Annotated in this window: 15 protein-coding genes; 10 read left to right on the top strand and 5 right to left on the bottom strand. The window is 69.1% G+C overall.

Features of this window, described 5'->3' with window-relative positions:
• Nucleotides 1–45 precede the first annotated feature (45 nt).
• Entirely contained in the window at nucleotides 46–381 is a 336-nt protein-coding gene (locus tag FHX44_RS30905) for a hypothetical protein (RefSeq protein ID WP_212612721.1), read from the top strand.
• Nucleotides 382–523: 142 nt separating this feature from the next.
• Here the strand turns inward: FHX44_RS30905 and FHX44_RS30900 are convergent, their stop codons facing one another.
• The 5 genes from FHX44_RS30900 to FHX44_RS30880 all read right to left on the bottom strand — a co-directional run bounded on the left by FHX44_RS30900 (nucleotide 524) and on the right by FHX44_RS30880 (nucleotide 3536).
• Nucleotides 524–1381 carry an alpha/beta hydrolase gene (locus FHX44_RS30900; protein ID WP_212612720.1) on the bottom strand — a complete coding sequence of 286 codons (858 nt, stop codon included), beginning with the start codon at nucleotides 1379–1381 and terminating at the stop codon, nucleotides 524–526.
• A gap of 161 nt (nucleotides 1382–1542) precedes the next feature.
• Entirely contained in the window at nucleotides 1543–1818 is a 276-nt protein-coding gene (locus FHX44_RS30895; RefSeq protein ID WP_147259003.1) for a hypothetical protein, read from the bottom strand.
• Between the two features lie 122 nt (nucleotides 1819–1940).
• Nucleotides 1941–2207, bottom strand: coding sequence for a DUF6510 family protein (locus tag FHX44_RS30890; RefSeq protein WP_147259002.1), 267 nt, complete (start codon nucleotides 2205–2207; stop codon nucleotides 1941–1943).
• Complete coding sequence (locus tag FHX44_RS30885) at nucleotides 2176–2958, bottom strand: FAD-binding oxidoreductase (protein WP_147259001.1); 783 nt, start codon at nucleotides 2956–2958, stop codon at nucleotides 2176–2178. The genes FHX44_RS30890 and FHX44_RS30885 overlap by 32 nt, the downstream gene beginning before the upstream one ends.
• A complete protein-coding gene (locus FHX44_RS30880; protein ID WP_147259000.1) occupies nucleotides 2928–3536 on the bottom strand; it encodes a sulfite oxidase-like oxidoreductase in 609 nt (202 codons plus the stop codon). The genes FHX44_RS30885 and FHX44_RS30880 overlap by 31 nt, the downstream gene beginning before the upstream one ends.
• A 486-nt stretch (nucleotides 3537–4022) precedes the next feature.
• On the opposite strand from FHX44_RS30880, the gene FHX44_RS30875 reads away from it, so the two are divergent.
• From FHX44_RS30875 to FHX44_RS43480, 9 genes are all read left to right on the top strand, one after another.
• On the top strand, nucleotides 4023–5306 hold the full coding sequence (locus FHX44_RS30875; protein ID WP_147258999.1) for an NAD(P)/FAD-dependent oxidoreductase: 1284 nt from the start codon (nucleotides 4023–4025) through the stop codon (nucleotides 5304–5306).
• A gap of 57 nt (nucleotides 5307–5363) precedes the next feature.
• Nucleotides 5364–6620 carry an epoxide hydrolase family protein gene (locus FHX44_RS30870; protein WP_147258998.1) on the top strand — a complete coding sequence of 419 codons (1257 nt, stop codon included), beginning with the start codon at nucleotides 5364–5366 and terminating at the stop codon, nucleotides 6618–6620.
• A gap of 713 nt (nucleotides 6621–7333) precedes the next feature.
• Nucleotides 7334–8536, top strand: a complete 1203-nt coding sequence (locus FHX44_RS30865) for an epoxide hydrolase family protein (protein ID WP_147258997.1) — start codon at nucleotides 7334–7336, stop codon at nucleotides 8534–8536.
• On the top strand, nucleotides 8533–9519 hold the full coding sequence (locus FHX44_RS30860; RefSeq protein ID WP_147258996.1) for a redoxin family protein: 987 nt from the start codon (nucleotides 8533–8535) through the stop codon (nucleotides 9517–9519). Before FHX44_RS30865 ends, FHX44_RS30860 begins: the two co-directional genes overlap by 4 nt.
• Nucleotides 9520–9683: 164 nt before the next feature.
• Nucleotides 9684–10385 carry an alpha/beta fold hydrolase gene (locus tag FHX44_RS30855; protein WP_147258995.1) on the top strand — a complete coding sequence of 234 codons (702 nt, stop codon included), beginning with the start codon at nucleotides 9684–9686 and terminating at the stop codon, nucleotides 10383–10385.
• Between the two features lie 263 nt (nucleotides 10386–10648).
• Nucleotides 10649–11551, top strand: a complete 903-nt coding sequence (locus FHX44_RS30850) for an alpha/beta hydrolase (RefSeq protein WP_246170682.1) — start codon at nucleotides 10649–10651, stop codon at nucleotides 11549–11551.
• Entirely contained in the window at nucleotides 11548–12147 is a 600-nt protein-coding gene (locus FHX44_RS30845) for a YkgB family protein (RefSeq protein ID WP_147258993.1), read from the top strand. The genes FHX44_RS30850 and FHX44_RS30845 overlap by 4 nt, the downstream gene beginning before the upstream one ends.
• A gap of 247 nt (nucleotides 12148–12394) precedes the next feature.
• Entirely contained in the window at nucleotides 12395–12658 is a 264-nt protein-coding gene (locus tag FHX44_RS30840; protein WP_246170681.1) for a hypothetical protein, read from the top strand.
• Nucleotides 12634–12786 carry a pirin-like C-terminal cupin domain-containing protein gene (locus FHX44_RS43480; protein WP_342793119.1) on the top strand — a complete coding sequence of 51 codons (153 nt, stop codon included), beginning with the start codon at nucleotides 12634–12636 and terminating at the stop codon, nucleotides 12784–12786. The genes FHX44_RS30840 and FHX44_RS43480 overlap by 25 nt, the downstream gene beginning before the upstream one ends.
• Nucleotide 12787: the final 1 nt, after the last annotated feature.

Here is a 12787-nt window from a genome sequence, read left to right as displayed (position 1 = left end):
GATGACGGCTGCTGTTGGCGCTGGACCCGGCGCGAGCGCCCACTGTTGGCCGGCGGTCTGGCACACCGGGTGTCGACCATCGTGGCTGCGCTTCTGCTCGTGCTCGCCTCCGGCTGCACCTCACAGATCGAGGGACATCCCGCTCCGCAGCCGAAGGCGGAGCAGGAGCGCGCATACCGAGCTGCCATCCGCTCGATCAGTCCGGCGCTCGACGACGAGCGAGCGGTGGAGCGCGGGCGGGCTACCTGCGAGGACCTGCAGATGGGCCGCACTCGCGGCCTACTCCTCGGCAGCGTCATCTTGCGCCACTTCGAGGCCTACCCCATGAACGTCCCGGAAGCTCAGGAGCTCATCCGGATCACGCGCCGGATGCTCTGTTGACGACGGGGCGTGGTTCGCGCCCGCGGCCGGTCGGTTCAAGCTGCGCCGGGCGTGCGAACCGCTGGTGGTCGACGCGATCGACGAGTCGCGCGAGCACGTGTCCGGCACCGGGCCGGCCGCAGTAACCAATCATCGAAGCTGGCTAGCTCGGCTTGGCCGGGACGAACCGCTTGACGAAGTCGAGCGCGGTCTGCGCGACCTCCTGCCAGCCGTGGTCGATGGTCAGCGAGTGGCCGCGGTCGAGCATCTTCTTGATCTCGGTGACGCTCGGGTTGCGCTTCTGCCGCTCGTAGGAGGCGTTGGCGATCGCCCAGGGAACCGTGTGGTCCTTCTCCCCGTCGAGGATCAGCAGCGGGCCCCGATCGGGGTTCTTCGTGTCGACCTTCGACTCGGTCCAGGGGTTGAGGTTGGCGTTGGCCATCTGGGCCAGGGCGATCCCCGACCCGGCCACGTGGTGGGTGTCGTAAAGGTGCTTCGCCTCGTCCTCATCGAGGGCGTTCGTCCAGCCGTATGTGAACTGGTCGAAGGTGAGCGTGATGGCGCGGCCTCGATACCGGGGGTTCAACAGGAACGGTCCAGCGGCCTTGAGCGTGGAGAAGGGCAGCGGCAGGACGCCGCGAAACACGCCCGGGTCGATGGCAACCGTGGTTGCCGAGAGCCCACGGCCGGCGAGCATCTGCGCGACCAATCCGCCGGTCGAATGACCGATCACGGCGGGCTTCGTCTCGAGCTTGCCGATCACGTCGGCCGTGTGGTCGGCAACCTGCTTCAGCGTCTTCTTGGCGAGGACGTCCGGGTTCGCCCGCGCCGCTTCAACCGTCTCCGGATCGTCTGGCCAGTCCGGCGTCAGCGGGGCGTAGCCGGCCTGCTTGAAGAAGTCCGCCCACCTGTCCCAGCTGCTCGGCAGCAGCCAGAGGCCGTGGACGAAGACGACCGGAGTGGTGCCGGAGGCGTTTGCCGCCTCGATCTCCCTGCCCTCCCGCTCCGACATGGACGCCATACCGGACTCCTCTCAGTCGCAGTGGACGTCAGGTCGGTGCCCGCCAGCCGGGCCGCCGGGCCCGGAAGTGACGCGCGGTCGCCGACCGCCACCGGCCTCCCCACTTGCGCGGAACGGTGAGGCTTCGGGGCGGCGATCGTGGCTGGCTCTGCAGGAAGGTCTCATCGCTGCTTCCCGATTTTGGGAAGATACGCGAGTACGTGCTCGGACATCTCGGTTGCCGCCGACACCACATCGTGGCTGAGGGTGTCGTTGTCGCGGATCTCACGAGCGAGGGAATCGAGCAGTCGGGCGATTCCGGACATGACGTACTCGCCGGGGAAACGAGTCCCGAAGATCTGCTCAGCTCGGGTGCCGCGCAGCGCTTCGGCCGCTTCCATGAGCCGGCCGGGGTCACCGCGAATGGCCCAGCGGTTCGTGGGGTCATCCGTCTCCATCTGATAGCTCCATCCGTGTCGGGAAAATGTGAGTACGGTACGGTTTCGCCAGATAGGACTAATGGCTCGAACGGCTGCTGGCGCGTGGCGAGCGTGTTGACCAGCGTGCGGACCAGACGCCTTCACGTGCTGATGCGGAGCGCGGCGACGCCGCTCATGTCCAACCACGTGTGCCCCGGCGTCTGAGCGATCCGCATGACCATCGCCTCACAGGTGGGGCAGCGCACGACCATGCCCGGCGCGTCGGCGTAGACGTGGTACACCCCCAGCGGAGCTGTCATCCCGCATCCTCCGCATCGGGTCTCCGCGGCGGTGACGTCGAAGACGAAGACCTCCGACAGCCGACCTGCGGCGGCGTTACCGTCGAGTCGTCGGGACTCCGGAGTCACGGCGCGCTCCTCTCACATCCCCGAATCGTTCGATCCTGATGGCGGCCGCCGGGTGCCCGGCCTCGACGAGGCTGTCCGCCACCGCCTCGACGAACGTGGTGGCGCCGCAGACGAAGACGCTCGGCCGTCTGTCGACGGGCCAGACCCGTTCTCGGATGATCTGCGGTGTCAGCCGGCCGCTGAGGCCGGTCCACCCCGGCGGCTGGTCGCGCGTCAAGGCGATCGTCACGCCGATGCCGCGTTCGGCGTGGCGCTCCAGGCGTGGATGGCCGATCACGTCGTCGAGGGTTCGTGCCGAGTAGAGGAGCCGCACCGGCGCGCCGGAGGCCGCTGCGGCGTGGTGATCCAGCATCGCCAGGAACGGCGCGACCCCCGAGCCACCGGCCACCAGCTGCAGCGGCGAGTCGAGCTCGGCATGCCACACGAAGTAGCCGCCGATCGGACCGCGCAGCTCCAACTGGTCGCCGGGTCGGAGGCCGTCGGTGAGGTACGGCGAGACCTCGCCGTCGTCGAGCCGTTGCACCACCAGGTCCACCGTCGGGCTCTCCGGAGCCGACGCGATGGAGTAGCTGCGCTGCGCCTGGTATCCGTCCGGCGCCGTCAGGCGGACGTCGACGTGCTGTCCCGGCAGGTGTCCGTCCCAGCCGTCGATCCGCAGCGACAACCGGTGGACGGCACGGGCCTCGGAGGCGTTCGCGGCGACGGTCGCGAGCCGCCACGTCAGTCGCCGGCGTATCGCTGTTCGCGCCACGGGTCACCGTAGATGTGGTAGCCCAGCGACTCCCAGAAGCCGGGTTCGTCGACGCTCGACAGCCGTAGGCCACGTACCCATTTCGCGGACTTCCAGAAGTACAGGTGCGGCACGAGCAGCCGGGCCGGGCCGCCGTGCTGCGCCTCCAGCGGCTCACCGTCGTACTGATCGACGATCCAGGCACGGCCACCGGTGACGTCCTCGAGCGGGAGGTTCGTCGTGTAGCCGCCGTCGCAGAAGGCCAGCAGGTAGTCCGCCGAGGTCTCGACGCGATCGAGCAGGGTGTCGAGGGAGACGCCGCTCCACGTCGTGTCGAACTTCGACCACTTCGTCACGCAGTGGATGTCGACGGTGACCTCTTCGTGCGGCAGATCCTGGAACTCCTGCCACGTCAGCCGGTCGGGCGCATCGACCTCTCCGCTGATCGTGAAGTCCCAATCGTCCAAGGCGGTGCGAGGCGTCGGGCCGGCGGACAGCACCGGGAAGCCGCCTCCGATGTCGTACTGCCCTGGAGGCAGCAGCACCGTGCCCTCGCGGGCCTCGGGCCGGCCGACGAATCCCCGCGAGACGAATCCCATGCTCCCCACCCTGCTTCCGTCGGCGCCCGGTCGCGACGGGCCAGTGTCCTCGTCAGGCCACCCGGCGCCAACCGGTGAAAGCGCGGGTGGTGTCCGCGAGCCTTGTCCTACTGCGAGGCTTGCTGCGGTCGGGCGACACCCGTCAGTGACGGCGCTTCCGGCGGGCGGCCCCAGGTCCGGTGTCCTGTCCGCCCGCCCCGATGGCGGAGCCGCTCCCCGAACGACGGCAGTGATGCGCCAGCCCGATACCTCAGCTGCCCTAGCCGTGCGCTCTTCGGGGGTGCAGCACATGTTCGGCCACACGGCCGCCCGTGGTTGCGTCCTCCGCCCGACGACGGCACGAGCGACCCGGCGGAGACTGGGTCCGGTCGCAGCAGGACCCACGGGCGGGGACACCAGGACCCGCCCCAGTCACATCGCTGCACGGCGACCACCCACCCGACACCGCGGCGTCGCGTGAGGCGCGGCGTTCCGAGGGGGTTGGGGATGGCCCGGCCGAGGATCGTCATCGTCGGTGCCGGATTCGCCGGCTACCACGCCGCCCGCGCCCTGTCGCGGCTGTCGCGGGGGCGCGCCGACATCGCGCTGGTCAACCCCATGGACTACTTCCTGTACCTGCCGCTGCTGCCCGAGGTCGCCGCCGCTGTGCTCGACCCGCGCCGAGTGGCGGTCTCCCTGCCGGAGACCCTGCCCGGCGTGCGGCTCATCCTCGGCGAAGCCGACCGCATCGACCTCGCCGCCCGGCGGGTGGGGTGGGTCGACCCCGAAGGCGGACGGGGCACCTGCGGCTACGACCGGCTGGTGCTGGCCGTCGGCAGCGTGACCAAGCTGCTGACGATCCCGGGCGTCAACGAGCACGCCCACGGCTTCCGGGGCATCGCCGAGGCGTTGTACCTGCGCGACCACATGACCCGGCAGGTCGAGCTCGCGGACCTGACCGACGACCCGGCGGAACGCGCCGCCCGCACCACCTTCGTCGTGGTCGGCGCCGGCTACACCGGGACCGAGGTCGCCGCGCAGGGCGTGCTCTACACCGACGTCCTGCACGCCCGGCACCCGCGGCTCGGTGCCGGGCGGCCCCGGTGGATGCTGCTGGACCTGGCCGAGCGGATCCTGCCCGAGCTCCACCCACGGCTGTCGCGCGCGGCGGACGCGGTTCTGCGCGCCCGTGGGGTGGACGTGCGCACCGGCGTGTCGGTGCGGGAGGCGACCCGCGAGGGCGTCCGACTCAGCACCGGCGAGTTCGTGGCGACACGCTCGTTGATCTGGTGCGTCGGGGTACGCCCCGACCCGCTCGTCGACGAGCTGGGCCTCAAGACCGAACGCGGCCGGCTCGTCGTCGACGAGTACCTGAGCGTGCCCGGATACCCCGAGGTGTACGCCGTCGGCGACGCGGCCGCCGTGCCCGACCTGACCCGTCCCGGCGAGCTCACCCCGATGACCGCGCAGCACGCCCAACGCCACGGCAAGCGCGCCGCCCACAACATCGCCGCCTCGTACGGTCACGGCAAACGCCGCCCGTACCGGCATCACGACCTGGGTTTCATCGTTGACCTCGGTGGCACACAAGCCGCCGCGAACCCGGTCGGGCTGCCCCTCACCGGCTTGCCGGCCAAGGCGGTCGCCCGCGGGTACCACCTGCTGGCCCTACCCGCCAACCGGATCCGCACCGCCGTGGACTGGCTGCTCGACGCCGCCCTGTCCCGTCAGGTCGTCCAACTCGGCCTGGTGGCCCCCACGGCCCTACCGCTCGACTCCACCGTCAACTGACGACCGTGCGAGACGTGCCTGGCATCACCGAAACCGAACGCCGTCAGGAGGCGCCCGATGTCCTTGCCCACCGACCCCAGTTTGCGCACCACCAACGCCGCTGCGGTGCCTGCGCAGCGCACTGTCCCGGATGCCGATCGGATCGCGATCCGCCCGTTCGAGGTCCACGTCCCGGAGGAGCAGCTCACCGAGCTCCGCCGCCGCCTCGCCGTGCCGCGCTTACCCACCAGGGAGCTGGTCCCGGATCGCTCGCAGGGCGTGCAGCTGGCGACGGTCCAGGAGCTTGCCCGCTACTGGGCGACCGACTACGACTGGCGCGCGTGCGAGGCGAGGCTGAACGCGCTGCCGCAGTTCACGACGGAGATCGACGGCGTCGACATCCACTTCATCCACGTGAGGTCGCCGCACGAGAACGCGTTGCCGCTGATCATGACTCATGGCTGGCCCGGCTCGGTGATCGAGCTGCTGGAGACCGTCGGCCCGCTGACCGACCCGACGGCTCACGGCGGCACCCCTGAGGACGCGTTCCACCTGGTGTTGCCGTCCTTGCCCGGCTACGGCTTCTCGAGCGAGCCGACCGAGCTCGGCTGGGAGTCCGGCCGCATCGCACGCGCGTGGGCGGAGCTGATGGACCGCCTCGGCTACCCGCGCTACGTCGCGCAGGGCGGCGACGTGGGCGCCGACGTCACGGACGCGATGGGCCGCCAAGCACCCGAAGGGCTGCTCGGTATCCACGTCAGCCTGCTCGCCGCGGCGCTCGGTCTCAAGGACGGGCTGCCGGCGGAGTCCACGCAGGAACTCGCGGCGCACGAGGCGGTCAACACGTTCACGATGGACGGCTTCGGCTACTTCCTCGAGCAGTCCACGCGGCCGCAGACGATCGGCTACTCCCTGCTGGATTCACCCATCGGGCTGGCGGCCTGGATGCTCGACCACGACACGGACAGCTACCACAAGATCGCCCGCGCGTTCGTCGGCGGGGAGCCCGTCGGCAATCTCACCCGGGACCACATCCTCGACAACATCACGCTGTACTGGCTGACGGGCACCGGTGCCTCGGCCGCCCGGTGGTACTGGGAGTTCGGACGGGCCCTGGCCGCTGCGGCCGGGCAGGCTCCTCCGGCGGTCGCGGTTCCGGTCGGCTTCACGACGTTTCCCGGGGAGATCTGGGCTGCCCCGCGCAGCTGGGTGGAGGCGGTCTACCCCAACCTCACCTACTTCAACGAGGTCGACAAGGGCGGGCACTTCGCCGCATGGGAAGAGCCCGACCTGTTCGCAACCGAGATCCGGGCGGCGTTCGCGCCGCTTCGCTAACCGGGATCTTCCACCCGGCGGTGACAGGGTTGGTCTGGCGAGGCCAAGGCCGATTCTGCGGACGCCGCTGGGCCTCGAGGTGCGCCTCGCCCTGAAGGAACCGGATGTAGCTGACGTCGGCCACGCTCGCACCCGCGGCCGGTCCGGCGCGCAGGGAGTCGTCGCAGGTCAGCGCGCCTTATGCACGCGACCAGGCCTTAGGGGTTACGACACGTCGCCCCTCGGCGGTACAGTGGAGCGCTTTTCGATGAGGACGCAATGAGTGGATCCAGCTCCGCGTCTGGTCGGGTGCTCGTTCCCGCGCGGCTCTCGGCGGCACCACCGCCCGCACATTGCATCGTCTGCTCCGCACAGTGCCATGCGTGGGGCGTGGTCGCAGGCCTCTCGAGACGATCGGTTAGTCGTCATTTGAAGTTCACACGCCGAAGTTCTCATTCGAGCACGAAGCCAACCCCTCGTACGGCAGGCGATCACCGAACGAGGTGTGCGCGGCAGGCCGATCTGGAAACCGCTCGCCGGTCGACCTCGCACCACCGATTCAACGCCGCCCCTCCAAGGCGAGGGAAATTGGTGCTCGCCACCGGGGCCTTCCCCCCGCACACCAACTTCGGTGAGCGCGAGAAGGGTGCCCACTTCGCCGCCCGGGGAGCAGCTGGACCTCTACGGCAGTGGGGCCACGAAGCGTTCGTTCACCGGACCGTCAGGAGACATCGATGGAAGCGACAGGCTCGACCGGGACAGCAACCGGGACGGAGGTTCGTCCGTTCACGATCGACGTTTCCGAGGAGCAGCTCGCCGACTTGCGCCGTCGTGTCAGCGCGACGAACTGGCCCGACCGGGAGACGGTCCCCTCCCAGGGCGTGCGGCTCGAGACGATCCAGGCACTGGCCGAGTACTGGGCGACGGACTACGACTGGCGCAGGTTCGAGGCGCGCTTCGCGGCCCTCCCGCACTTCATCACGGAGATCGATGGGGTCGACATCCACTTCCTCCACGTCCGCTCGGAACACGAGGACGCGTTGCCGCTCATCGTCACGCACGGGTGGCCGGGCTCGACGATCGAGCAGCTGAAGATCATCAGTCCGCTCACCAGGCCGACGGAACACGGCGCGAGCGCATCCGACGCCTTCCATCTCGTCATCCCGTCCTTACCGGGCTACGGCTTCTCAGGGAAGCCGACCGCGGCCGGCTGGGACCCCATCCGCATCGCCCGTGCGTGGGTCGAGTTGATGAGCCGGCTCGGCTACACCGAGTTCGTCGCGCAGGGCGGCGACTGGGGTAATGCCGTCACGGAGCAAATGGCCCTGTTGAAGCCCCGTGGGCTGCTCGGCATCCACACGAACATGCCGGCGGCGGTTCCCCCCGATATCTCGAAGGCGATCGCGATCGGCGACCCACCGCCACCCGGCCTGTCCGCCGAGGAGAAGACGGCATTCGAGGTGCTGACGCACTTCTTCGCGACCGGCGTCGGCTACGCCATCGAGATGGCCAACCGGCCGCAGACGCTCTACGGCATCGCGGACTCACCGGTCGGCCTGGCGGCGTGGATGATCGATCACGACGTCCGCAGCTACGAGCTCATCGCGCGCGCGTTCGCCGGGCAGCCCGGCGGTCTGTCGCGGGACGACGTCCTGGACAACGTCACCCACTACTGGCTGACGAACACGGCGATCTCCTCCGCACGTCTGTACTGGGAGAGCAAGCTGGCGTTCTTCGACGCCAAGGGCGTCGAGATCCCGGTGGGCGTGACCGTCTTCCCGGACGAGCTGTACCCGGCGCCCCGGAGCTGGGCGGAGCGGGCGTATCCCAAGCTCATCCACTTCAACAAGGTCGCCGAAGGCGGCCACTTCGCGGCCTGGGAGCAGCCGCAGACCTTCTCGGAGGAGATCCGGGCAACCTTCAGGTCGCTGCGGTGACCGCGAAGGCTGAGTTGCGCGTCGAGGGGCGGCTCCCGGAGCTCGGCGGTGCGACCGCCTGGCTCCACTCCCGCCCGCTGACACCGGCGGACCTGCGCGGCAAGGTCGTCATCGTCCAGTTCTGCACCTTCTCCTGCATCAACTGGCTGCGCACCGTGCCCTACGTCAAGGCATGGGATCGGAAGTACCGCGACCACGGGTTGGTCGTGATCGGCGTCCACTCACCGGAGTTCCCGTTCGAGCACGACTTGCAGAAGATCAAGTCCGCTCTGGGGGGTATGGGCGTCGACTACCCGGTCGCGGTCGACAACCAGTTCGCGGTCTGGCGTGCCTTCGACAACGCGTACTGGCCCGCCCTCTACTTCGTCGACGCCGAGGGACGGATCCGGCACCACCACTTCGGCGAGGAGGACTACGAGCGATCGGAGAGGGTCATCCAGCGGCTCCTCACCGAGACGGGAAGCAGTGATGTCGACGAGGACCTGGTGTCGGTGGAGCCGGACGGCGTCTACCTCTCCGCCGACTGGGGCACGCTGCGGACGCCGGAGACCTACGTCGGCTACGCCCGGGCCACCGGCTTCGCATCGCCCGGGGGCCTCGAACCCGACGGCCGCACGGTCTACGTCGAGCCGTCGAAGCTCGAGCTCAACCAATGGGCGCTCTCCGGCGACTGGACGGTGGGTGAGCAGATCACGACCCTGAACGAGCCAGGCGGCCGGATCAGGCACCGCTTCCACGGGCGGGACCTCAACATCGTGCTGGGCTCCCGGGCGGGCGCCGGGCCGGTGCACTTCCTGGTGCTGCTCGATGGGGAGCCACCGAACGGCGCCAGCGGACTCGACGTCGACGAACGGGGCATCGGGACCGTCTCCGAGGAGCGGCTCTACCAGCTGATCCGCCAGGACGCCCCGATGGCCGAGCGCACCTTCGAGATCACCTTCCTCGACGCAGGCGCCCAGGCCTACGTGTTCACCTTCGGCTAGTCAGGAGGTCCGATGGACGTCGAGCCGATCGATATCGGAGAGCTCGCCGCGTCGGCAACGCCGATGCCGGCCCGGAGGATCGCCCGCCGGCCTCCTCCCGCACGGCCGGCCATACGGACAGTGATGGTCGGCCCTGGAAACGATTGTCCGGCAAGGAGCCACTGATGAGTGGTCGACCGAATATCGTCCTCGTTCACGGCGCGTGGGCCGACGGCTCCAGCTGGAGCGCGGTCATCGAGCGCCTACAGGCAGAGGGCTACAACGTCACCGCGCCCCAGTTCGCGGAGGCCTCGCTGGAGGTGGACGTTGCTCGCCTGCACCAGGTGCTGGCGCGCCAGGACGGTCCGACCATCCTGGCCGGCCACTCCTACGGCGGTCAGATCGTCACCGCTCTGGGTGGGGATGCGCCGAACGTCGCCGGCCTTGTCTACATCGCGGCCTTCGGGCTGGATGAGGGCGAATCGATCGGCAAACTGCTGGCGCAGCGTCCCGGGGGCCCGGCACTCGCGCACCTGGACGTCGACGAGCAGGGCTTCGCCTGGATGCCCGAGGACGATTTCCTGAACCACTTCGCGGCCGACGTCGACCCGGTCAGGGCGCGGGTCATGTACGCCGTGCAGCAGCCGCTGGCCTGGTCCGCTGTCGAGGAGGTGATGGGCGTACCGGCCTGGAAGTCGCAGCCGTCCTGGTTCCTGGTCGCCGAGGGCGACCAGACCATCCCGCCTGACGCGCAGAGGCACTTCGCCGCCCGCATGAACGCCACGACCGTCGAAGTCTCGACGAACCACGTGGCGATGGTCTCCCATCCCGATGACGTGCTGCAGCTCATCCAGACCGCGGCCGAGGCTGTCCAGGGCGACAATTAACGCTCGCATCGGTGTCACAGCGGACGCAAAGATCCGCCGATATGGACCGATGTGATCACGATGGCGCGGGCGCCAACGTCCTACCGCTTCCGCATATTCACCGGCCGCGTGTCGCCGAGAAATCGACCTCGATGAAAGCTCGAGGCAAAGTGATGTCCATGTCCTAGCCTTGGTGTGAGGAGCATTGTCATGACTGACACTGTCCGATCGTCCTTGAGCCTGCAGCACAGCAGGTCGCTGACGCGTTCTCGAAACCGCCGTTCTTGTACGAGATGGCGCCGGCCGACGCGCGGAAGGTCCTCGAAGACGCACAGTCGGCCCCGGTCAGCAAGCTGCCCGTCGACGAGGAGTGGATCACGGTGCCCGCCCCGGTGGGAGACGCCCGGGTACGCATCATCAAGCCGCTGGGTGCTACCGGCATGCTGCCGGTCATCGTGTACATGCACGGCGGAGGCTGGATCCTCGGCAACGCGGGGACCCACGACCGGCTCGTGCGCGAGCTCGCCGTCGGCGCCCGCGCGGCGCTCGCGTTCGTGGAGTACCCGAACTCGCCGGAAGCCCGCTACCCGACCGCGATCGAGCAGGGCTACGCCACCGCGCAGTGGATCAAGCGCAACGGTGCATCGAAGGGCCTGGACGCCAGCCGCATGGCGGTGGCCGGCGAATCGGTCGGCGGAAACATGACGGCCGCGCTGGCGCTGATGGCAAAGGGACGCGGCGATGTCACCTTCGTGCAGCAGTCGATGTACTACCCGGTGACCGACGCAGCCATGAACACCGCCTCCTACGAGCAGTTCGCCACCGACTACTACCTCAGTCGCAAGGCGATGGAGTGGTTCTGGGACGCGTACACCACCGACCCGGCACAGCGCGCCCAGATCACGGCATCGCCGAATCAAGCCAGCACCGAGCAGGTCGCCGGGCTGCCGCCCACCTATCTGTGCGTCGACGAAGCCGACGTGCTGCGCGACGAGGGAGAAGCCTACGCCGCCAAACTCCGGTCAGCGGGCGTCCCCGTCACAACCGTGCGCTACAACGGCACCATCCACGACTTCATGCTGCTCAATGCGCTCAGCGAGACCCGCGCCGCGCGCGCCGCTATCGACCAAGCCATCGCCTTCCTGCGCGCCGGGCTCGAAACGCCGGCAACAGCGGTCATATCGTGATCGCCGGTGCAGGCTACGCCGGGCTGCGCGTCGCCTTGCGCCTCACAGCCGAGCTGCACAACGACCTCGAGACAGAGCTACGACCGAGGAGCAAGATGGGCAAACGACACACACCGGTTTGCGGCCTGACTTCCGTAGGATTCTCGGTCACGCGTGGCGGGCTGGCGACGTGCTTCTTGTGGATCGGGGCACTCAAGTTCAAGGACTACGAGGTCGAGAACGCAGAGCCATTGGTCACCGCGAGTCCGCTGACCTCGCTACTGCGTCAGAAGCTCGGTGCGCAGAAACTCGCGCGACTCATCGGGGTCATGCAGATCACCTTGGGCTCACTGATCGCGGCGAAGCCGTTCGCGCCACGAGCCTCCGCGGTCGGCAGCTTCGGGGCCGCGGGGATGATGGTCGGCACGCTCAGCTTCCTGGCCACGACGCCCGAAGCCTGGCAGGAGGGGCAGGGGAAGCCGCAGCTGTCGCTGCTGGGCGAGGCCCTGTTGAAGGATGGCGTGCTGCTTGGCGCCTCCCTCCTGACGGCTGCCGACTCGCTGCGAGCCGCTCGCGCCGGTGATCGGCCGTCGGGCGGGCGCCCCGCGACCGGGTAGACGCGGCGCGGGTGACCGGGCGCCGCGGCCACATGGTGCCCGTCCTGGCGATCGGCAGAGTCAGAACCCGGGGTGAACCGGTCGGGAGCGGCATCATGCCGGCGGCGAAGGACGTGCAAACCGTGGCCATCCCCGCCGGCGACTGGGGCGCCGTGCAGCCTCCCAGCAAGATGCCGGCGGCGCTGGCCAAGTTCCTGGCCCCGTGACGCGCTGCCGTCGCATCCGTCGGTTCATAGTGGAGGTCATCATGAGGAGCACCACCTTGCCGATGCTGGAGCCCTACCCTCAGCCGATCGACCTCGACCTGGGCAAGCTCGAGGCCACGATCGACGCCCTCGTCGCGTGCGGTGAGGCGGGCACCGAGAAGGGGCAGTTCGCGATGTTCGGGGCCGGGGACGCGCTGACCGTCAGCGCGAGCGGCAGCCAGCCCACTGCGGAGCCGGGACTGGAATCCTGCTCCTCGGCGGCCGGCCGATCCGGCACCCCGTGGTGCAGTACGGACCCTTCGTGATGAACACCCGCGCCGAGGTCACTCGGGCCTTCGAGGACTACCAGGCCGGCCGGTTCGGCGTCATCCCCGCCGATCACGTCCCCCACACGGACCGACCAGCGCGTTCCAGACTTCCAGAGCCGGGGTGAT

Source organism: Pseudonocardia hierapolitana, from assembly GCF_007994075.1.
GTDB classification, from domain to species: Bacteria; Actinomycetota; Actinomycetes; order Mycobacteriales; family Pseudonocardiaceae; genus Pseudonocardia; species Pseudonocardia hierapolitana.
This window is presented reverse-complemented; position numbering and strand designations above follow the sequence as displayed.

Coding starts and splice junctions, on each gene's coding strand:
- FHX44_RS30900 (WP_212612720.1), bottom strand. CDS start 1,381: ATGGCGTCCATGTCGGAGCGGGAGGGCAGGGAGATCGAGGCGGCAAAC.
- FHX44_RS30895 (WP_147259003.1), bottom strand. CDS start 1,818: ATGGAGACGGATGACCCCACGAACCGCTGGGCCATTCGCGGTGACCCC.
- FHX44_RS30880 (WP_147259000.1), bottom strand. CDS start 3,536: ATGGGATTCGTCTCGCGGGGATTCGTCGGCCGGCCCGAGGCCCGCGAG.
- FHX44_RS30875 (WP_147258999.1), top strand. CDS start 4,023: ATGGCCCGGCCGAGGATCGTCATCGTCGGTGCCGGATTCGCCGGCTAC.
- FHX44_RS30870 (WP_147258998.1), top strand. CDS start 5,364: ATGTCCTTGCCCACCGACCCCAGTTTGCGCACCACCAACGCCGCTGCG.
- FHX44_RS30865 (WP_147258997.1), top strand. CDS start 7,334: ATGGAAGCGACAGGCTCGACCGGGACAGCAACCGGGACGGAGGTTCGT.
- FHX44_RS30855 (WP_147258995.1), top strand. CDS start 9,684: ATGAGTGGTCGACCGAATATCGTCCTCGTTCACGGCGCGTGGGCCGAC.
- FHX44_RS30840 (WP_246170681.1), top strand. CDS start 12,395: ATGAGGAGCACCACCTTGCCGATGCTGGAGCCCTACCCTCAGCCGATC.